The organism is uncultured Solobacterium sp. (assembly GCF_963550625.1).
Lineage (GTDB): Bacteria > Bacillota_I > Bacilli_A > Erysipelotrichales > Erysipelotrichaceae > Bulleidia.
The window spans coordinates 1-20,001 of the sequence record NZ_CAUVCV010000019.1 but is presented as its reverse complement, the minus strand read 5'-3'; the positions used below and the strand labels follow the sequence as shown (position 1 = coordinate 20,001).

Here is a 20,001-nt window from a genome sequence, read left to right as displayed (position 1 = left end):
CCCCATGTAATTTTAAAGCGGATTTTTCTAAAACCCCAAGTTATTTTACATTAGGATTTTTTATTCATCTAATTTTTTACCACAATTTGTACAGAAGATCGCGTCGGGTTCTAAGACTTCAGAACCACACTCCTTACAAACTTTATGAGTAGGTTCTTTTACTTCTGCAGTATCATTCTCAATTGCAGTTGAGATTACTTGTGTATATCCTTCTGTTTCTACAGGATCTACCTTTGGTGTTTCTTCTAAAATAGTTTCTGTTTCAACCGGTTTTTCTTCCGTAGTCTCTTCCAGCTTTTCTTCTGAACTTTCATCGTTTTGTGTTCCTTTAACAGCTTCAGTTAGAGTCGCTTCTTGTTCAGGTTGTTCTTCTACTGTCTTTTCTTCTGCTTCAGTTGGAGTAGATTCTTCTTCAACATTGTCTTCTACTGCTGAAGGAGTTGTTTCTTCTGTCTTAACTTCTTCAACTGTAGATGATTCCTTTTCTACTTCAACTTCTTCACTGTAGTCTTTCGCAAAGAGTGCCTTACGACGTACAAAGTAGATGATATTTAAACAGATATAGATAATACCTGCAATGAGCCATACTACCACAAATACAAGCAAAGGAATGTAAGATACAAAACTTGATGGTACATTAATACCAAAGTTTACTAAATACCCCATCACAATAGTAGATACAGTACTTGGTGGTAAGTACATCAGTGCTGCGACCATCACACCACCACAGATGATATACATTACAATTAAGTAAAGATTCCATAATACTGTGGAAAAACCTTCCCACTTAATGAGTCCTCTTTCAATTTCAAATACCCAATAAACAAGGATAATTAAAGCCAATAAAATAGAGAGGATTGGCCAAAATGCAGAGCCTAAGTGATTGGCAGCGTATCCATAGATATTTAGAACAGGTGCTAATAAATGCGGTAACATATCTGATCCAAATAATTCCATTAAGATACTAACGAATACATAAATATAAAACAGAATCTGTATTGGTAAACTAATAAACTTTAGAAAATTTAACCACTTTAGTGGTGTTTTTTTACGTGAAGTATATTTCATATAAAATGTCCCCTTTTATCTATTATACGTCAATTCGCAAAAAAGAGAGTAGTATTTACTCTCTTCTAACGTAAACTCTCGTTGTATTTTATAACAAAATTATTTATTCTGCTTGCTTTCAACATCACAATACTTGCAGAGGTATTTACCACTTGTTTCATCTGCTAGATAGAATACATGTGGTATCTCACGTTCAACGGATGTAATACATCTTGGGTTTTGGCACTTGATTACATTGACAAGCTCTTTTGGTAGTTGGAGATGGTCCTTGCTAGAAAGCACACCATCGACAACTTTATTAACTGTGATGTTTGGATCAATAAAGCCAAGAATATCTAAGTCTAAATCAATCATAGAATCGATTTTGATAATATCCTTCTTACCGTATTTTCTAGATACTACATTTTGAATAATCGCAACCGAACAATCTAGCTTTTCTAATTGTAATAAGCTGTAGATTTCCATTGATTTACCAGCCTTGATATGATCTAGTACAATACCTGTTTTTACACCATCGATATTCATTATTGGACCTCCTTAACGATGTTGAGAAGATTTAAAATTAGAGCCATGCGAATATATTTACCACAGAGTGCTTGTCTAAAGTAGGCAGCACGTGGGTCATCATCAACTTCAACTGAAATTTCATTCACTCTTGGTAGTGGGTGTAAGATAGCCATATCTTTCTTTGCGTTAGCAAGTTTGTCCATATTCAAGATATAGGTATCCTTTAAGCGAATATAGTCTTCTTCGTTAAAGAATCGTTCACGCTGTACTCTTGTCATATATAAGATATCTAACTCAGGCATAACAGCTTCCATCGTTTCTACCTGCTTATATTCAGCCCCTGCCTTTTCAAGCATGTCAATAATATACTGCGGCACCCGTAATTCTGGTGGAGCGATTAACACAAACTTCACATTCTCATATCGTAACATCGCTTCAATTAAGGAATGAACTGTTCTACCAAACTTCAAGTCCCCACATAAGCCTACTGTAAGGTTATTGAGCCTTCCCTTTTCTCTTGTAACGGTAAGAAGGTCTGTTAGTGTTTGTGTAGGGTGATGATGTCCACCATCACCACCATTGATGATAGGTACGGTTGTTCGTCTTGCGGCCACCACAGGAGCACCCTCCTTTGGATGTCTCATAGCGATAATATCCGCATAACAACCTACAGTTCGAATCGTATCACTCACGCTTTCCCCCTTTGAAGCAGAACTTGAGGAAGCTTCAGAGAATCCCAATACAGAACCTCCAAGCTCTAACATCGCTGCTTCAAAGCTAAGTCTTGTACGTGTGCTTGGTTCAAAGAATAGCGTTGCCAGTTTCTTTCCCTTACAAATATCGATGTATTTGTTAGGGTTGGTCATGATATCTCCTGCAACCCCAATCATTTTATCGATTTCTTCTACTGAAAAATCTGTGATGCTAATTAAATTTCTAATTTCCATTACGATTTCCTTTCATCAATGATTCATCACTACTTTTGTTTCCTAAATCTTCAAACAAACGCTTTAATTCTAATTCTGATTTATCTTTGAACAATTCTCCTTTCCCCTTACTCTTTATGTGCGATTCCTATAATTTCATCAAGTGAAGTAATTCCTAGTTTTTTCATTACCTGTGGTAGTTCTTCAATGATTTCTTTACATGCCATAGGATTGATTAAATTTGCGGCACCAATCTGTACGGCAGTAGCCCCTGCCATCATCATCTCAATAACATCTTCTGCACTTGAGATACCACCAATACCAATGATTGGAAGATTTGTTGCCTCATATACTTCATATACCATTCTTAACGCAACCGGGAAGATTGCAGGTCCAGAGAAGCCACCTTTTTTATTGGCGATGACTGGCTTTCTGCGATTGATATCAATGCGCATTCCCATCAAGGTGTTGATCAGTGAAATACCATCTGCACCACCTTCTTCAGCTGCGCGTGCAATTTCTTTGATATCCGTTACGTTTGGACTAAGTTTCATATAAACAGGTTTTGTCGTTACTTCTTTGATTTTCTTTGTTAGTTCTCTAACGTTATCTGCATTTGTCCCAAACGCTAGTCCACCATGGTCTACGTTAGGACAACTGATATTGACCTCGATGATACCGACGTTATCAACCTTATCCATCTCTCTAGCTAACGTGACATATTCCTCTACAGAAAAACCACTGATATTTGCGATAACTGGTTTTCGATAGATCTTCTCTAAATCTTTAAGTTCTTTCTGAATTACATTATCCATTCCTGGATTTTCAAGACCTACCGAGTTAATCAATCCAGAATAACATTCTGCGATTCTAGGTTGTGGGTTTCCCTTACGTCTTTGAACGGTAGTTCCTTTGATCGAAATAGAACCTAAGATATTGATGTCATAAAAGTCTACATATTCTTTGCCAAACCCATAGGTTCCACTGGCTGGAATCACTGGATTATCTAGTGTTAAGCCACTTAAAGTTACTTTTGTATTTACTTCCATAACAACTCCTTATGTATCAGAACTGGTCCTTCTTTACAGATACGCTTATTACCTACAAGTGTTTCACATGAGCATCCCATACAGCCTCCAAAGCCACATGCCATACGTGCCTCAAAGCTATATTGGCCATCCTGTGCTTTGCGGTAAATCGCTTCTAACATGCGTTCAGGACCACAGGCACAAATATATTCTGCTTGATCAAACCCATTTGTAACAAAGCCCTTTTCTCCATAGGAACCATCTTCTGTATACACTGCGACTTCTAAACCAAGTTTTCTAAATTCATCATCATAGAAAACTTGATTCTTTTCTCTAAAGCCAAGGATAATTCTTGGCTTCTTTCCTTCTTCAACTAACTTTTTCGCTAAGCCATACATCGGTGGAACGCCCACTCCTCCACCAATCAATATCGCAGAATTAGGAATCCAAGTTAGGTTGTATCCATTCCCCAAAGGCCAAAGGATATCTAATTCAATACCTTGTTTCATTTCACTGAGTGCCTTTGTGCCTTTGCCTACCACCTTGTAGATGATGGTTAGGCTTTCATCATTCCAATCTGCGATAGAGATAGGTCTTCGTAAATAGAAACCTTCAATTTTGATATTGATAAACTGTCCTGGCACTAAAGTCTTTAACTTCTTAGATTCTAGACCAGTTGGTTGTAATACCATCTTGTATGTATCTAGCGCAATCTTTACATTCTCAATGATTCTCACTCTTTACCCTCCACAATAATCTATATTTCTTTCTCGTCATGATAGACGAGTTTGCCATCCACAAAGGTTGCGATAACTTTGCCTGTAAGATTCATACCTTCAAATGGTGTCGATCTTCCCTTTGTTTGAAATTCATCTGGATTAACTTTCCACGTAGTTTCTGTATCAACGATACAGATATCTGCGACTTCTCCGTTTTCAATATAGCCACCATCTAAGCCAAATCGTTTTCTTGGATTAACACTCATTAATTCGACGAGTCGTTCAAAGGAAATCACATTCTTCTTTACAAGTTCTGTATAGGACACACCGAAGGATGTTTCTAGCCCTACTACACCGAAGGATGATTTATCAAATCCTCGTGATTTTTCTTCTAAGCTATGTGGGGCATGGTCTGTCGCAATCATATCGATTGTGCCGTCGACGATAGCTTCTAGAATTGCCTTTTGATCCTCTGGGGACTTGATTGGAGGATTCATTCTGAAGTTTCCTTCATATTTAATTGTATCGGTATTAAAGGCAATGTAATGAGGTCCTGTTTCACAGGTCACATCAATTCCTCTGGCCTTTCCTTTTCTTACCACATCTAATGTTTCCTTCGCGGAGACATGACAAATATGATATTTACAACCGGTTTTAGCGGATAGTTCAATATCTCTTGCGGCTTGTACACTTTCACTTGCGGATGTTGTGCCTGTATATGGGATTGTATTAAGACTTTCGTCTTCACAATGTGCTGAGATAATCTTTCCTAAACTTGCGACTTTCACCATCGCATCTTCCATCGTAAAGTCGGCTTGTACACCAACCCCATCATCAGAGAAACCTGCTACATGGTCAGCCATCTCATCCATTTTGGATAACATTCCACGGCCTTTTTGATTTTCTGTAATAGCACCAAATGGAACTACTTTGATTACTGCATCTTTTTCAATGATATCGAGTTGTTGTTTGAGGCTTGCATAATCACAAGGAGGTGGATTTAAGTTAGGCATCGTAAATACTGTAGTAAATCCTCCATGTGCTGCCGCCTTTGAACCTGTGCCAATCGTTTCTTTATAAGAAAAACCGGGCTCACGGAAATGTACATGTACATCAACGAAACCCGGTAAAATATATTTATGATTGAAGTCAAAAACGATATCGTCACTTTGAACACTGTCTGAAACGTCAAATGGGACAAGAAGTCTATCACCAGAGATAGCGATATCCATCTTTTCAAAACCCTTTCGTGTATAGACTGTTGCGTTTTTTAAGATTGTTTTCATATGAAACCCCTTCTAGAGCCAACTACTTAAATCTTCGATATTATAATTGAACTTTTTTACTTTTTCAATAGAATTTTAATTTAGTTTTGTTAAGTTTCATCTAATTTTGAAACTCTAATTTTGGAATATGAATATATACAAAAAGAGAGCGTTATTCACTCTCTTGCTTGCATAGTTTTTTCCAGACTTTTTCTTCATATTCTGTAAATTGATGTTTTTCAAAAAGGTCTGGTCTGACTTTCTTTGTCAGTAGTAAGGATTGTTGTGTACGCCACTCTTGGATCTTCGCATGATGACCACTCAGCAAGATATCTGGTACCTTATCCCCCTGGTAATCTGCGGGTTGGGTGTATTGTGGATATTCAAGTAATCCATTTTCATGAGATTCATCATCAGTAGAACCTTCACGAATCACACCATTCAGTAAACGAATCACGCTATCCATAATAACCATAGAAGCCATTTCCCCACCTGTTAGAACGTAGTCTCCGATACTGACGAGTTCATCTACATGCTTGTTAATACGTGCGTCAAAACCTTCGTAATGTCCACACAATAGAATCAAGTGATCTTTTTGAGCTAACTGTCTTGCCTTGGATTGGTTATAGACATTGCCTGCTGGTGACATCATCATACTGTAGCTATTTTCTGTCTTTACAGAATTGAGTGCATCCAATACTGGTTGACACTTCATTACTTGTCCTAGTCCTCCACCAAATGGCTTATCATCCACATGGCGATAGTTGTCATGGGCAAAATCACGTATTTGTACGAAGTCTACTGTAACGAGTCCTCTTTCAATGGCACGGCCAATGATTGAAGTACTGACAAAGTCACGATACATCTCTGGAAATAGTGTTAATACGGTAATCCTCATAGTAGGCCTCCCATACGATGAATCGTCATCACTTTCTTATCTAAATCTACGTTCTTTACAATCATTGGAATGTAAGGAATTAGCACTTCTTTTGCGTCTTCTAATTGAAGACGTAAATTATTTTGGGCACCTAGTGTTTCTTCAACACTGATGATTCTACCTAATGTAATACCTTCTTCATCCACAACTGTTAAACCAACAAGGTCTTTTCGATAGTATTCGCCCTTTTTGAGTTGTTTACGATCTGCTTCATCGATGTAGATTTCACAACCCTTATACTGTTCTACAAAGTTAATATTCTGCAAGTCAACAAAGGATACAAGTGGAAAGCCTTTGTGCTTACGATAGGAAGCTACCGTAACTGGTAGATACTTCTCATCGACACGAATATATACTTGTTTACTCTTGGTATATCTTTCTTCATCAAAGTCAGAGTAACTTTCAATCTTTACTTCTCCTTTGATACCATGCGTATTGATAATTTTGCCAATACAAATATATGCCATCTTCCCTCTCCTTGATTTTCAAAAAAAGGATGCCGTAGCATCCTTAAATCTGTTCGAACTTGATTGTTACTTTCTTGTTATTACTATGAGAAGCAACGGACATTACTTGACGTAATGCGCTTGCCATACTGCCCTTTCTGCCAATCAGACGAGCAATATCATCATTTTTTGCATAAACATGTAACAAAACTTCTTTATCATCTAAGCTAGGCATCAGACGTACATCCAAGGATTCCTTGTCTTCAACCATTGGCTTAACTAGATTTAGAAGTACCTTATCCAGCTCTGCCATGATGCTTACGCTTTCTTCTTAGCGGCTACCTTCTCATCATGGAACTTCTTCATGATACCTTGACGAGAAAGAATGTTTCTAACTGTATCAGAAGGCTGAGCACCGTTTCTTAACCAATTAAGAGCCTTTTCTTCATTTACTACTACTGTTTCAGGTTCTGTTGTTGGATTGATATGTCCGATTGTTTCGATTTCACGTCCATCTCTAGCAAAACGTGAGTCTGCCGCAACGATACGATATCTTGGAGCCTTCTTGGCACCCATTCTCTTTAAACGTAATTTAACTGCCATGGTATAAATACCTCCTATTTCTTACATGTTTATTATACTGATTCGAAATTCACTGTCAAGTAAAAAACCTTTACATCATTAAAATTTAAATGGATTCTTTCCACCGAAGCCATTTGGGAAGTTTTGACCTGCACGCTTTTGAGCATTGCCCATCATCTTCTCTAGACTTTCTTGGTTTAGGGAACCGTTTCTTTGCATGTTACCCATGGAGTCCATCAGCTTCTTCATCTTACCGAATTGGTTGATCAACTTATTGACTTCATCCACGCTACGACCAGAACCACGTGCTACACGCTTCTTCATTGTGCCACGCATCTTTTCTGGATGCGTACGCTCTTCAAGTGTCATAGACTGGATAATTGCCTTCATATGACGCATCGAGTCACTTGCCTTGGCTTCATCTAACATACCAGCGTATTGGTTCATACCTGGAATCATCTTCATAATGCCACCAAGAGGACCTAGCTTTTGAATCTGTTCAAACTGCTTTAACATGTCATCCATTGTGAATTGACCTGCAAGCATACGTTCAGCCATCTTATTGGCTTCTTCAAGATCCAACTTCTCCTGTGCCTTCTCTACAAGTGTTACAACGTCACCCATTCCAAGAATACGGTCAGCCATACGATCAGGATGGAAGATATCCATATCCTCAATCTTTTCACCTTCACCGACAAACTTAATAGGAACGCCTGTGATCTTCTTAACAGAAAGAACACCACCACCTCTAGAGTCACCATCAAACTTCGTTACAACTAAACCAGTTAGTGGTAAGGCATCCTTAAAGGCTTGCGCTACGTTAACGATATCTTGACCAGTCATCGCATCGACTGTAAGGAGAATATCATTAGGATGAACAAGTTCATTGATTTCCTTTAACTCATTCATTAACGCTTCATCGATATGTAAACGACCAGCAGTATCGATAAATACTGTATCAAAACCATTCTTTTCAGCGTATTCCATACCCTGACGAACTGTTTCAACAGCTGGAGTCTCTGTACCTAAGGTAAATACTTCAGTATCAATTTCCTTACCTAATGTTTGTAACTGATCAATCGCAGCAGGACGAATCACGTCGGCCGCAATTAACAATACTTTCTTATTAAACTTCTCTTTACAGATACGCGCAATCTTAGCAACGCTAGTTGTCTTACCTGTACCCTGTAAACCGACAAGCATAATTTTTGTAATACCATCTTCTACAAAGTTAAGACCAACTTCTTCTGTACCGAGTAATTCAATGATTTGATCATGAACGATCTTAACGAGCTGTTGTCCAGGTTCTACGCTCTGCAGTACTTCTTCACCTCTGGACTTTGTACGAATCTCATCTAAGAATTCTTTTACAATACGATAGTTTACATCTGCTTCAAGTAATGCTAAACGCACTTCTTTCAGCATGTCTTCCATGTTATTATCCGTTAACGTACCCTTACCGGCCACATTACGTAACGCTTTATTCAGTCTGTCACTTAAGGAATCAAATGCCATGTTTTATACCTCACTTTATCAAACGTCCTTATTTTATCATAGTTATCTCTGCTTTAGATATAGTGAAGTGTCTCAATTCTCTACTTAACGGATAAACTCAACTTTTTCGGCAATTAACTCCATCGCTTTGGTCTGTAGATTCACTTCTACCCTTCCCTTAATCGCAATCACGGTTCCAATCTTACAGGCAGCCTTACATGACTCCGCAATCCCACGCCACAGGCGCACAGTAAAAATGTCAGACATCACTCCATTGTCCGTAAATGCACGTTGACACTCAATCTCTATCGTTGATTGATTCTCCGAAAGATTCGTCCCTTGTATCAAAGGTAACGAATGTACCTTTCCTAATAGCACAAATGTATTTAACATAATCCACCCCCATTAACTATGTACACTGTTCTATAGTCTATTCCACGAAAAAAATCGTTGAATGATTCAACGATTCAAAAGTTGTTATTTACATTTTATCATGCATACAAAATACGATGCATATTTTTCCATTATTCTAATGCTTGCTTAAAGTCTTCCAGTAAATCTGTAATATCCTCAATGCCACAAGACAAGCGTAACAGTTCATCACTAACACCTTGCTCTAAGCGCTCTTCAACACTTAAGCAAGCATGAGACATCGTTGCTGGATGAGATAGAATTGATTCCACACCACCCAAACTCACTGCTAAAATCGGAATCTTAACCTTCCTTGTAAAAGACATCAAATCATCTTTGCTTGCAAGAGAAAACGATAATACTGCACCACCACACTTAGCTTGTGACATATGAATATCATGACCAGGATGAGAATCTAAACCTGGATAATAAACATGTTTGATCTTTGGATGGTTGTACAAGAATTCTGCGATTGCTTGTGCATTTTCGGATGACTGTTTCATACGTAAACCCATTGTCTTCATACCACGCATAATTAGCCAAGCATCTTGCACACCTAGGATACCACCAAAGTTTTTTCTAAATAGAACTAACTGTTTATAGTAATCTTCATTATTTGTTGCAACAACACCAGCCACTACATCACTATGACCATTGATAAACTTCGTAGCACTCTCTACAACGATATCAACACCTAACGCAAGTGTATCTTGGAATAGCGTCGTCATAAAGGTGTTATCGGCTACCGCAATCAATCCATACTTTTTCGCAATGGATACGATTGCGCCAACATCACATACCTTTAATAAAGGATTGGATGGTGTCTCAATATAAATCATGCGTGTTTTATCTGTAATCGCATTTTCTATCTCTGCAAGATTTGCCATATCAACAAAACTCGCCGAGATTTGATAACGAGGTAGAATCTTCGTCGCAAACTGACAAGTACCACCATACACTTCCTTTGGAAGGATGATATGTTCACCAGCATTTAACAACATCAAAACATTCGATATCGCACTCATACCAGAACTAAAACTCAATGCATATTTGGCATTCTCAATACAACGAAGACCATCTTCTAAAGCATCAATCGTTGGATTGGAGAAACGGGTGTATAAATACTTCTGCTCATCACAATACAACTCTGTATTATGAAACGTGGACGTTTGATAGATTGGTATGCTAGCAGCACCAGTATATTGGTCTAATACGGTGTAACCATGCAATAACTTTGTATTCTGTTTCATTTTCTTCCCCACTAAAAATTATGAATGATATTGTTTGGTAATGATTGTCGTTGAAACATCTACTTATAGCCTACACCCATCTATGATAGCTTTCAAGAAAGTACATTGTCTGAGGATAATAATTCTCAATCATATTCAATCAGATTCATCATTAATTCAGCTATCGTATCAATCACTTCATGAAAACTAATATTTTTTGCATATCTAAATCTATCTTGATAATTGCCCCAATACTTCAACATATCATTCTCGCCCTTCAATGTACCTAGAACATTTAGAATATCTACCACATTAAATTTATTGCTTCTATGTTTGAACGTATTACGACAGGCAACACCTAGTTTTTCATAATCAATCTCTTTTTTCTTTAGATGAAATAAAATATATACATCATAAAAATCCTTACTTCTAGTATTAAATACTCCACGTTGATAGATTGTTTGAATTTTTTCTGCCAAAATTGTTTCAATATTGTATGTATAAATTTCATATATTTTATCTTCAAAAGTACTCTTATATTTATATACAATTTCTTTTGGAGTTATCGGATCACCAGTTGCAATATCCAGCAGAATTATCTGTCGAATATTATCTAATTTACATTCAATGGCAATTCTAAATCCCCCATACTCATCATCTTTTCGAATTTCCTCTATCTTTTTTATCTCATAGTTAATATCCTCGTATACCTCATGCTTAAGAATATTTTCTAATTTTTGACTAATATTTTCTTTTGTCAGCGTAAACTTCCTAATTAGGAAGTCAATATCAACTGTACTACGTTGCTTAATTCCAATAAAACTCGCAAGCAGAAATCCACCCTTAAAAATAAAATTCTGATTTTCATCACTCTTAGATATTTTTTCAAGAATTGTTTCCAAAAAATAGTGTGTTTGAATTACATTATAGCTAAGGCCTGTTTCATCTGATATTTTCTTACAAATCGATCTAAGTTTGTATTTATTCATAAATAACACCAAAAATATCTTTCACTTTATCGTAGATATTCATCTTTTTTGCGTATGTATACAACTTATTTAAATCTTTATTACGATAACGAGCATATCTTGTTATTATTTTCGAAAATAACTCAGCCTCGACTTTATTTCTATTTTTCACAAAATCACAAATCGTTCTTTCTAGATCATAGACATTTACTTTGTTTCCATATATCGTTTTACATTGAGTAATACCTAGTTCATATATATCTTTATTCACATAATGCACTCTTTTATCACGTTGAATACGGCTTGCATTATATCCTTTGTATACTGTTACTTCTAATTCTGAAGGAATGATGTCTGTAAATTGAAATAGATACAAAGCAGATACATACGAGAAGATTGCAACTTTATACTTATTTTGAAAGAAGTAATATTCATCATAATCACCTTTTGCAGAAAGATATACTCCTCTTTCTTCACGAACTAATTCTCCTGCTTCAACCATTCTAGTTAAATATATAGTTGGAATATTAGAATTCACTAGTTCACCACTTGTAATAAATCCACCCATTTTTTCAATCTTTTCTCGTATCTTCTTTTTATAATCCATTCTTAGCCTCCATTAAATGTTGTAAATACACTTACATTATATTATTTAGTACGCATATTTACAACACTAAGTATAAAGAAAAAGCCACCTTAGTGGCTGATAGATTACTTCGATAATCCTAACAAGGACTTAATCTTATTTTGAATACGGATATTGCGTTGTGCCTTTTTGATGTCTCCTACCCAATGACAGGAAGAATGACAACCTGAACTACAATCTCCACTACAGGAGCTTACTCCATTTTTCATCACATATCGAATATCAAATGCAATGATTACAACAATGACCAATAATACTATTAATGTTGAAAGGTTCATATTTACGCTCCTTAAGTTAACTATAACTAACACTATTAGTATACTTCTTTTTTCTGATTTGAAAAGTCAAACGCAATAAGAAATTAAACGTGATGCACTAACATTGCCAAACGTATCAATTTCTCGTCTTTTTCAAAATCGATATCAAATAATTTTTCAATCTGCTGAAGACGATACTTAACGGTATTCAGATGAATATAGAGCCCTTCTGCAGTCTTCTGTTTTGAGTATTGTGAGTTAACATACATACACAATGTCTCGTAATACTTCGTCTCATACTTATGATCATACGAGATGAGTTTTTGTATCTTTAAGTCAACTAATGTATCCAGTGGTAATTGTTTTTCTAATTGGCTACACAAATAGGAATCAATTAGATTCTGGAAGTTTGCCTCTTTTCCCTTTGCTTTACTAGCTGCATATTCTGCCTGTCTAGCATATCCATCAAGATGATGAAGTTTTTCAAACTGCATACTATATCCAACATGAATATTTGGGTATTGTTTCAAATCAATATGCTTTGTGCTCGCCAATAAAAGATAACACTGTTCATTCACAATGCCACCTAATAGGTTTACATCACTCTTTTGTATCTCACTTAAGAAAGAACGCAATACAGTAATGCGATTTGCAATTGTAGTATCAATATATGCAAGCATGTAAGTGCCTTTAACGAGATAACCAGTCTCTTGTAGTAATTGCAGTCCTAACGATTGACTCTCTTCATCCTTTTGTAGCAGTAAGGTAAATGCTTGTTCACGTTTGGAACCATGATTTGTTAATTGATGACGTAAGTAGATAGATGCAGCATCCGCAAGTAATTTAACATCCTCTTCACTAATTTCATTTTCCACCGCAACCGTTAGTTTTCCAATCGACTTCTTCTTTGCAAAAATATCAACTACATAAACATCTCTTTGATACTCTGTATCGAATACACGCAATGGTTTTTGAATACCATTCTCATTGAGTAATCCTTGTTCTATCAATCGATTTACAAAGCTTCGTTTTAGTTTTGTATCTTGTAAAAACGATAAATATACGTAAGCATCTGGTACCTTAGAGCAGGTTACTAATTGATATGCATCATCCATAATCCAAATCGGATTTTGAACTAACTTCGCAGCCTTTGCAACAAATATTTCAAGTGTTGCACACTCACTCACTAAATCAAATAATTCTTCTTTTCTCATACTCCTATCTTAACACTTAAAAAGGAGAAATCTTACGATTTCTCCCAAGAGGGATTATTTTGTTGCGTAATCTGCTGCAGCTTCACCACAGATTCTTCCACCTGTTAGAGCTGTCATTAATGTAACACCTTCAACGAGTGGATAAGAGTTGTTATAGATTTCCGCAATTTCATTACCAGCTGCGTATAGACCACCGATAACTGTTCCATCTTGCTTGATAACTTCTAAATTAGAGTTAACAAGTACTCCACCAATACCACCTAAGGATACTGGTCTTGCCTTAACAGCATAGTATGGACCATCACCTAGAGATAACATGTACTTGGAATCTTTGCCGTATACTGCATCTGATCCATTTGCACAATCTGCGTTGTATGCACTAATTGTCTTCTTTAATGCATTGGCATCTACGCCCATTGCCTTTGCAAGATCTTCTACTGTATCACCCTTGAACACGGTACCATTTTTAACACCATCTTCTAGTGCAGATCTAAACTTTGTCCATGGTTCATTGACACTAAATAGTGGTAATGATGGTTGGTATCCAACAGCTATTTCTACATTCAATTCCTTAGAACCACCCTGCTCTACTTTCTTTACCATATCATCTGACATGATTGAGAAATAGTATTCACCTTGTGTAGCGGCAGCGTTTGAAGATAGTGCTGTATCATAGTTTAAATCTTCTGGTGCAAATCTAGAACCACGTTGGTTCACCCAAATACTTGTTGCAAGATAAATAGCCTTTGCGATTTCATCTTTACCCGAACCTGGTTCAATTCCAGAGTAGGATGTTACACCATGGTACTGTTGGATCGTCTTACCCTTACCAGCACCAATTGCTTGTGACATTGTTGCGCCATCACCTGTTTGTGTTCCCGTTGTAAATGTAACGAGTGGGAAACCAACTTCCTTTTCAATCACATCTGCATTAGCACCGAAACCACCAGTTGCTAGTACTGCAGCATCACATGAAATTTCATATGTTGTATCAGAAGACTTTGCAACAACACCTGTAATCTTATTGTCTTCTGACTTTAGTTCTACTGCAGGAGTTTGGTAGTATATCTTACCACCTGCATTTTCAAACTGCTTTAATAGAGCCTGATAGTAGCCAAGCTTATTGGATTGGTCTGCATATGCATGATATGTTGGGAAGCCATTAGCATGTGCTTTCTGTTCGTTACCAACATATACAAGGTCCATACCATTTTCTTCTAACCAGTCAATTGTTTCACCAGAGCGGTTAGCGATGTTATAGAACAACTGTCCATCATCCATCCAACAGTTATAGGATTGCCAATGTGCTAGTATTTCCTGTGTTGTAAATGTACCTGCTACACCAGCTTCTTTTTGTTCCTTAGAATTAATACCCATTGGTCCACCTGCAATGACAGATACACCACCAATATTCGCTGACTTTTCAAGTAAGATAACCTTTGCACCATTTTGTTGAGCTGTTAATGCGGCAGTAATACCTGCACCACCCGCACCAATAACAACTACATCAGCAGTTAACTTCTCAGTCTTTGACTCAGATGCTTGTGCACTATCACTACCAAATGAATCAGGATCACCACCAGCAGTCTTAATTGCATTCTTAACTGCTTCCTTAATCGCATCAGAAGTGATTGTCGCACCAGTTACCCCATCTACATTAGGACTGTTCTTTTCAACAATCTTCTTTGGTAACTCTGTGATTGCAGTACCAGCAATTTCTGGTGTTTCTTCATTATCTTTTACTTCTACATTTGTGATCTTTCCAGAAGAAATGGTTGTGCTGACTGTAACCTTTCCGTTACGCCCATCAACTGTTTCCTCATAAGTACCATCTTTTACAGTAGTACTCTTCTTCGTTGAGCATCCAGCTAGTAGCATGCCTACGCTTAAGCATGCCGCAAATAAACGTTTATTCATAGTTCTCTCCCTTTGTTCACTTGATAAAAATATCACAGAAAGGAAGCTAAAATATTGTCCATTTTGGACAATGGAAGAAATATTTTTTGTCAAAAACGATTTTTACAGGTTCTCATATCGCAATACTCGTAGATTAGCCAATCTACCTGTCCATATCTATCTATAAAAAATTCATACCCCCCACCGATTCACTCATCCTACTAAATCTAAAATGATTGTTTCTAATAACAAATATTTCTGTTCAATGCATGTTGCATGTATACAACAAAGGCGATAGATTTTCTTCCTATCGCCTTTGTTGGTTTCGTTCAGTTTGAAAAACTATGTTTTACTGCTTTGTTGCTTTTGAAAAAAACAATAAATACACCCCAAAAATAAATTTAATGGCTGCATCACTATATGCAAAGAATACTAAAGGGACATTTGAGAAAATATACCCCATAATAATATTGATAGTACACATAATACCTAATAAAATCATTGATTTTCCATGCACAAAATAGAATGGGAAAAAATGCAGTGCTGTAGCCAATAACGCTCCCAACCATATCATTCTCCAATTCTCAGTATCGAAAAATGGACCACCTAGAAATGCCATTAGTACAAACAGTAATATTACTGAATATTTAGAAATATTTTTCTGAAATTTGGTTGATGAACCAGTGGATAGTTTGTTAAGTAAGCCTTTATTCATATTAATTGAAAAAAAGCAAATCATATAACCTATACTAAATACCTGCATGTTTATTATTTGCTTTCCACCTATTAGGGTAGCAATTACGATTACTATAGCAATCGCAATTAACCATAAACCACAGGATTTTTTATAATTAAATTCTAACTTTTCATTTTCATATCCTAGCATTAAATTTAAACCTCTTTCTAAATCAAATCTGATATTACGCCTATGCTATATAGAAATCAAGTAAAAGGGTTATATTACAATATCGTAATAACCATATTACCTTAATACCTAATTATTCTTGTTATTTTCAATTCATCCATGAATCACGTTCTACAAAAAAGAATCATAGTGTTTTCGCCTATGATTCATATGTATATTATTAATTATTTTAGTGTAACACCTTCAGGCTTTTTAATCTCTTCAACATTGTTGAGATTACGATAGTAGTATTCAAAATGGTCTTCACTTTTTGCCGTCCATTTTTCATCTTTATTTTCTAATGAAGTTGTAAGAATAATCTTTGCCTCACTAGGAATAAGTTTATTACCTTCTTTAACCTTTTCCATCACAAGCTTAATTTGAATGTCTACAGCTGTGATAATATCCCTTGGTTCTGCAAACATAATACTTTCAAATACACTTGAATGAAATGCTTCAATTAAATCAAGATTGTCTTTTACATCACCGTTAAATTCCAAATATACAAATTGATTATCTTCAGATCTAGTAAACTTATCAGAATATGTTTCATATAGCTTTAAAAATTCTTCATTACGACCAAGTTTAGGAGCCTCTACTTCCGTAGCATAGGTCCAATCTTCTGTTTTTCTCCACTCGAATTGTTTCTCCTTATTCACGTACCCTGTATAGGTTACTCCTTTACTTGGTGAATAGATACTTCCACCATGATCCAATCTGTATGGGGTCCCAATTGTTATGAGTTCTTCCTCAAAAAGAGCAGGTGCTTGAAAATCATCACGCATTCCTTTATTACTATTGGAAACTTCTAAAAAAACCTGTGGTTCAAATTGAATCATTCCCTGGCGGGTCTCCATCTCAGTAAGAATTGTTCTTTTACCATCACCTGTATAGAGATATTTACGATAAACTTGACTAACATACTCAGTACTTTTCGCATCTCTTAGTTCCGTTATAAAAGTATCAACATCTTTTTTCGCATTATTAGATGAACTATGGCAAGCAGAAAGATTTAAAACAAGGATAAGTGTACGGAACGTTAAAATTACTTTTCTAATATTTTTCATTTCATACCCTCCTTTACTGATAAATTGGATTATCTATTCCACTCGGAATATCTACATGTATACCAGAGTTGACTTTTGAATATGTCACTTCACTAATATATTTTTGATTCTTATAGTAATCACTATCACGCACTCCTGTTATTGTTGCCGAGACAGGCTTGCCATCATCTTTAGACATCTTTAAGTCGATTTCCAACTTACCACTCTTATCATTACTACTAAAACCAAGGGATCCTAGAGAAGACCATATCAATTGCACATCATTTGCATAAAGAAAATCTATATCATCTGTTTCATAATGTACTGTAATCGTATCACTATCTTCACTCAATGTAAGTTGATCCTTTATTGTTTCAAAATAGAGAATAACATCTTGTTGGATTCCAATCGGTTGATTGTATTCCACTATAGAGTAATTACTTGTTGTCCATTGTGTGTCAGTCTCATTCTTCTCATATGAATACATTCTGTCACAATAGTAGTCTTTAACGTTACCATTAATTGAATGCTTTCCTGATATATGATCTGGTCTTAATTCAAACGTACCTGTAAACTCTGTTTCATATTTATAAACAGGATCTGCTCCTTCTTTTGGGTTAACAACATCAGCATACATTGAACCCACAATATGGATTTCCCCATTCTTCATTCGCTCAAAACTCTGAAGAACTTTGTCAATCTTTTCCTCATCTGACAGTTTGCTCCAATTCGTTTTTGGCGTATCACAACCCACCATTGTAGTAATCATCAACAAACTCAAAACAAACAAGCACACTCTTTTAAATGATTTTGTCATACATTACCTCCTAAATCATATCAAACTCCCAAGGTTAATATCATTATAGATTGAGTGCTAATATATCACAAGAAATGTAAAAAGATGCATGATGGTTAGTCATGCATTCAACATAACGATTCAGGAAACCCATTCGCAAATTTACTTATAAATATCCTTTATCATTTATTATATTTCTTGGGAACAGCGTAAGTTGGACAATATGGTTGATGTTTATGGTGGTAGAGATTACAAACATCTTGCAGAAGGTGATATACCTGTTTATGGTACTGGCGGATATATGCTTAGTGTGAATGAGGCATTATCTTATTATAAAGATGCAATTGGCATTGGAAGAAAAGGGACTATAAATAAACCGTATATTCTAGAAGCTCCATTTTGGACGGTAGATACACTATTTTACGCGATTCCTAAAGAAGGTAATTACTTAATTTTTATATTTAATTTATTTGAAAACATTGATTGGAAAAAGAAAGATGAATCAACTGGTGTACCGAGTTTATCCAAAGCGGCAATAAATGACATTGATATTTATGTAACAAGATATTCAGAGCAGAAAGCCATTGGTAGATTTTTCTACACTATCGATAACCTTATCACCCTTCATCAGCGTAAGCCATTTTAGCCTTTTTAACTCAGACTTGAAAGAGAACGCATTACAATATCAATATCTTTATTTTCTAGTTCATTAATAATATGAAGATATGTTTTCTGTGTAGTGGTCATGCTTGAATGTCCAAGTCTTCTAGCTACACTTGCAATTGATACTCCTGCAAACAATAGTAATGATGCGTGAGTATGTCTCAATCCGTGAATAGATACAATTGGAATATTTGCACCTTTACAGTGACGTTCCAGAGAATCATTTATACTTGAATTAAAAACTCGACTCTTTATAAAAATTGGTTCATCTTCTGGTAACCCCTTAATTAATTCGGAAAACTGGACAATGAGCTGCCAGTCAATTTGAATTTTTCTGACAGAAGACCTATTCTTTGTTGGTAGAAAACCTGTACAGCTTTTATAATCCCAAGTTTTGCTGATGGAAAGCGATTGGTGCTGAAAATCAAAATCTTTTGGTGTGATTGCAAGTGCTTCTGAAAATCTCATGCCTGTTTTCGCAACTAAAAGAATAAACCAATCCCAACTTATTTCTGTGTTTAAATTAAGATGTGATATAAGTTTGTGTAATTCAAATTGATTAAGATATTTTATCTTTTTATGTCGTGGAGTTTTGCCTTTAATAATAGCCTTTCTTGTAGGATCTCTTTCAATCAATCCTTCATCAACAGCATCCATTATCGCGCCTTTCAACTGATGATGAAAATCCATCGTTGTTTGCCTTTCGTGAGTCTCTGCATAGCAATTAAGTAATTGTTGGTAGGATAGTCGGTTAAGATCACACATTCTCATTTCCGGAGCAAGACGTTCTAACCAAGTTTGTGTTAGTAAATATTTATCCATCGTAACTTTTCGAATCGCTCCTGACTTATAAACTTTTATCCATTGTGAATAATACTCATAAAATAAATCTGTCTCTTTAATATTATTTAGCATTGAAAATCCTCCTTTTTATGAATATATGGCTTACGCTGATGAAGGGTGATAAAGTTGTCGAGCTGGTGGAAATATTGTCCTATT

At 36.0% G+C, this 20,001-nt stretch carries 23 protein-coding genes; 1 reads left to right on the top strand and 22 read right to left on the bottom strand.

All coding sequences use genetic code 11. The features are described from left to right. Positions 1-60 precede the first annotated feature (60 nt). The 21 genes from RYK16_RS07690 to RYK16_RS07590 form a co-directional block, all read right to left on the bottom strand. Positions 61-1,068, bottom strand: a complete 1,008-nt coding sequence (locus RYK16_RS07690) for a zinc ribbon domain-containing protein (protein WP_314851667.1) — start codon at positions 1,066-1,068, stop codon at positions 61-63. Positions 1,069-1,167: 99 nt separating this feature from the next. Beyond that, positions 1,168-1,593 carry an aspartate carbamoyltransferase regulatory subunit gene (locus tag RYK16_RS07685; protein WP_313983399.1) on the bottom strand — a complete coding sequence of 142 codons (426 nt, stop codon included), beginning with the start codon at positions 1,591-1,593 and terminating at the stop codon, positions 1,168-1,170. Further along, entirely contained in the window at positions 1,593-2,522 is a 930-nt protein-coding gene (gene pyrB / locus RYK16_RS07680) for an aspartate carbamoyltransferase (RefSeq protein WP_314851666.1), read from the bottom strand. The genes RYK16_RS07685 and pyrB overlap by 1 nt, the downstream gene beginning before the upstream one ends. A gap of 107 nt (positions 2,523-2,629) precedes the next feature. After that, a complete protein-coding gene (locus RYK16_RS07675; protein WP_314851665.1) occupies positions 2,630-3,550 on the bottom strand; it encodes a dihydroorotate dehydrogenase in 921 nt (306 codons plus the stop codon). After that, positions 3,541-4,266 carry a dihydroorotate dehydrogenase electron transfer subunit gene (locus RYK16_RS07670; RefSeq protein ID WP_314851664.1) on the bottom strand — a complete coding sequence of 242 codons (726 nt, stop codon included), beginning with the start codon at positions 4,264-4,266 and terminating at the stop codon, positions 3,541-3,543. The genes RYK16_RS07675 and RYK16_RS07670 overlap by 10 nt, the downstream gene beginning before the upstream one ends. Before the next feature lie 20 nt (positions 4,267-4,286). Next, positions 4,287-5,534, bottom strand: coding sequence for a dihydroorotase (locus RYK16_RS07665; protein ID WP_314851663.1), 1,248 nt, complete (start codon positions 5,532-5,534; stop codon positions 4,287-4,289). A 151-nt stretch (positions 5,535-5,685) separates the two neighbouring features. Continuing rightward, the gene (trmD, locus tag RYK16_RS07660) at positions 5,686-6,411 is read right to left on the bottom strand and encodes a tRNA (guanosine(37)-N1)-methyltransferase TrmD (RefSeq protein ID WP_314851662.1); all 726 of its coding nucleotides are present in this window, start codon (positions 6,409-6,411) and stop codon (positions 5,686-5,688) included. Beyond that, positions 6,408-6,917 (bottom strand): ribosome maturation factor RimM, encoded by a 510-nt coding sequence (gene rimM / locus RYK16_RS07655; protein ID WP_314851661.1) that lies wholly within the window; start codon positions 6,915-6,917, stop codon positions 6,408-6,410. The genes trmD and rimM overlap by 4 nt, the downstream gene beginning before the upstream one ends. 43 nt (positions 6,918-6,960) lie before the next feature. Then, complete coding sequence (locus RYK16_RS07650) at positions 6,961-7,209, bottom strand: KH domain-containing protein (RefSeq protein WP_006525326.1); 249 nt, start codon at positions 7,207-7,209, stop codon at positions 6,961-6,963. Between the two features lie 5 nt (positions 7,210-7,214). Next, complete coding sequence (gene rpsP, locus RYK16_RS07645) at positions 7,215-7,499, bottom strand: 30S ribosomal protein S16 (protein WP_282893859.1); 285 nt, start codon at positions 7,497-7,499, stop codon at positions 7,215-7,217. Positions 7,500-7,577: 78 nt separating this feature from the next. Then, the gene (ffh, locus tag RYK16_RS07640) at positions 7,578-8,993 is read right to left on the bottom strand and encodes a signal recognition particle protein (RefSeq protein ID WP_314851660.1); all 1,416 of its coding nucleotides are present in this window, start codon (positions 8,991-8,993) and stop codon (positions 7,578-7,580) included. 84 nt (positions 8,994-9,077) lie between these two features. Beyond that, the gene (locus RYK16_RS07635; RefSeq protein WP_006525329.1) at positions 9,078-9,365 is read right to left on the bottom strand and encodes a single-stranded DNA-binding protein; all 288 of its coding nucleotides are present in this window, start codon (positions 9,363-9,365) and stop codon (positions 9,078-9,080) included. A 131-nt stretch (positions 9,366-9,496) separates the two neighbouring features. After that, positions 9,497-10,633 (bottom strand): PLP-dependent aspartate aminotransferase family protein, encoded by a 1,137-nt coding sequence (locus RYK16_RS07630; protein ID WP_314851659.1) that lies wholly within the window; start codon positions 10,631-10,633, stop codon positions 9,497-9,499. Between the two features lie 125 nt (positions 10,634-10,758). After that, complete coding sequence (locus RYK16_RS07625) at positions 10,759-11,601, bottom strand: nucleotidyl transferase AbiEii/AbiGii toxin family protein (RefSeq protein ID WP_314851658.1); 843 nt, start codon at positions 11,599-11,601, stop codon at positions 10,759-10,761. Continuing rightward, the gene (locus RYK16_RS07620; RefSeq protein WP_314851657.1) at positions 11,594-12,187 is read right to left on the bottom strand and encodes a type IV toxin-antitoxin system AbiEi family antitoxin domain-containing protein; all 594 of its coding nucleotides are present in this window, start codon (positions 12,185-12,187) and stop codon (positions 11,594-11,596) included. Before RYK16_RS07620 ends, RYK16_RS07625 begins: the two co-directional genes overlap by 8 nt. Positions 12,188-12,291: 104 nt before the next feature. Beyond that, entirely contained in the window at positions 12,292-12,504 is a 213-nt protein-coding gene (locus tag RYK16_RS07615; protein WP_314851656.1) for a FeoB-associated Cys-rich membrane protein, read from the bottom strand. Between the two features lie 83 nt (positions 12,505-12,587). Further along, a complete protein-coding gene (locus RYK16_RS07610) occupies positions 12,588-13,697 on the bottom strand; it encodes a helix-turn-helix domain-containing protein (protein ID WP_314851655.1) in 1,110 nt (369 codons plus the stop codon). A gap of 54 nt (positions 13,698-13,751) precedes the next feature. Further along, a complete protein-coding gene (locus tag RYK16_RS07605) occupies positions 13,752-15,614 on the bottom strand; it encodes an FAD-dependent oxidoreductase (protein WP_314851653.1) in 1,863 nt (620 codons plus the stop codon). 328 nt (positions 15,615-15,942) lie between these two features. Then, positions 15,943-16,479: a DUF6609 family protein gene (locus tag RYK16_RS07600; RefSeq protein ID WP_314851652.1), complete on the bottom strand. Its 537-nt coding sequence runs from the start codon at positions 16,477-16,479 to the stop codon at positions 15,943-15,945. A 203-nt stretch (positions 16,480-16,682) separates the two neighbouring features. Next, on the bottom strand, positions 16,683-17,564 hold the full coding sequence (locus RYK16_RS07595; protein WP_314851651.1) for a hypothetical protein: 882 nt from the start codon (positions 17,562-17,564) through the stop codon (positions 16,683-16,685). 13 nt (positions 17,565-17,577) lie between these two features. Further along, positions 17,578-18,360, bottom strand: coding sequence for a hypothetical protein (locus tag RYK16_RS07590; protein WP_314851650.1), 783 nt, complete (start codon positions 18,358-18,360; stop codon positions 17,578-17,580). 151 nt (positions 18,361-18,511) lie between these two features. Between RYK16_RS07590 and RYK16_RS07585 the strand changes: the two genes are divergently transcribed. Then, entirely contained in the window at positions 18,512-18,985 is a 474-nt protein-coding gene (locus tag RYK16_RS07585; RefSeq protein WP_314851668.1) for a restriction endonuclease subunit S, read from the top strand. A 5-nt stretch (positions 18,986-18,990) separates the two neighbouring features. Here RYK16_RS07585 and RYK16_RS07580 read toward each other — a convergent pair whose 3' ends face one another. Next, positions 18,991-19,917 (bottom strand): site-specific integrase, encoded by a 927-nt coding sequence (locus RYK16_RS07580; RefSeq protein ID WP_314851649.1) that lies wholly within the window; start codon positions 19,915-19,917, stop codon positions 18,991-18,993. Positions 19,918-20,001 lie beyond the last annotated feature (84 nt).

Coding starts and splice junctions, on each gene's coding strand:
- RYK16_RS07600 (WP_314851652.1), bottom strand. CDS start 16,479: ATGCTAGGATATGAAAATGAAAAGTTAGAATTTAATTATAAAAAATCC.
- rpsP (WP_282893859.1), bottom strand. CDS start 7,499: ATGGCAGTTAAATTACGTTTAAAGAGAATGGGTGCCAAGAAGGCTCCA.
- RYK16_RS07610 (WP_314851655.1), bottom strand. CDS start 13,697: ATGAGAAAAGAAGAATTATTTGATTTAGTGAGTGAGTGTGCAACACTT.
- trmD (WP_314851662.1), bottom strand. CDS start 6,411: ATGAGGATTACCGTATTAACACTATTTCCAGAGATGTATCGTGACTTT.
- RYK16_RS07595 (WP_314851651.1), bottom strand. CDS start 17,564: ATGAAAAATATTAGAAAAGTAATTTTAACGTTCCGTACACTTATCCTT.
- RYK16_RS07635 (WP_006525329.1), bottom strand. CDS start 9,365: ATGTTAAATACATTTGTGCTATTAGGAAAGGTACATTCGTTACCTTTG.
- RYK16_RS07690 (WP_314851667.1), bottom strand. CDS start 1,068: ATGAAATATACTTCACGTAAAAAAACACCACTAAAGTGGTTAAATTTT.
- RYK16_RS07665 (WP_314851663.1), bottom strand. CDS start 5,534: ATGAAAACAATCTTAAAAAACGCAACAGTCTATACACGAAAGGGTTTT.
- pyrB (WP_314851666.1), bottom strand. CDS start 2,522: ATGGAAATTAGAAATTTAATTAGCATCACAGATTTTTCAGTAGAAGAA.
- RYK16_RS07580 (WP_314851649.1), bottom strand. CDS start 19,917: ATGCTAAATAATATTAAAGAGACAGATTTATTTTATGAGTATTATTCA.
- RYK16_RS07625 (WP_314851658.1), bottom strand. CDS start 11,601: ATGAATAAATACAAACTTAGATCGATTTGTAAGAAAATATCAGATGAA.
- RYK16_RS07620 (WP_314851657.1), bottom strand. CDS start 12,187: ATGGATTATAAAAAGAAGATACGAGAAAAGATTGAAAAAATGGGTGGA.
- RYK16_RS07605 (WP_314851653.1), bottom strand. CDS start 15,614: ATGAATAAACGTTTATTTGCGGCATGCTTAAGCGTAGGCATGCTACTA.
- RYK16_RS07650 (WP_006525326.1), bottom strand. CDS start 7,209: ATGGCAGAGCTGGATAAGGTACTTCTAAATCTAGTTAAGCCAATGGTT.
- rimM (WP_314851661.1), bottom strand. CDS start 6,917: ATGGCATATATTTGTATTGGCAAAATTATCAATACGCATGGTATCAAA.
- RYK16_RS07615 (WP_314851656.1), bottom strand. CDS start 12,504: ATGAACCTTTCAACATTAATAGTATTATTGGTCATTGTTGTAATCATT.
- RYK16_RS07590 (WP_314851650.1), bottom strand. CDS start 18,360: ATGACAAAATCATTTAAAAGAGTGTGCTTGTTTGTTTTGAGTTTGTTG.
- RYK16_RS07685 (WP_313983399.1), bottom strand. CDS start 1,593: ATGAATATCGATGGTGTAAAAACAGGTATTGTACTAGATCATATCAAG.
- RYK16_RS07630 (WP_314851659.1), bottom strand. CDS start 10,633: ATGAAACAGAATACAAAGTTATTGCATGGTTACACCGTATTAGACCAA.
- RYK16_RS07675 (WP_314851665.1), bottom strand. CDS start 3,550: ATGGAAGTAAATACAAAAGTAACTTTAAGTGGCTTAACACTAGATAAT.
- ffh (WP_314851660.1), bottom strand. CDS start 8,993: ATGGCATTTGATTCCTTAAGTGACAGACTGAATAAAGCGTTACGTAAT.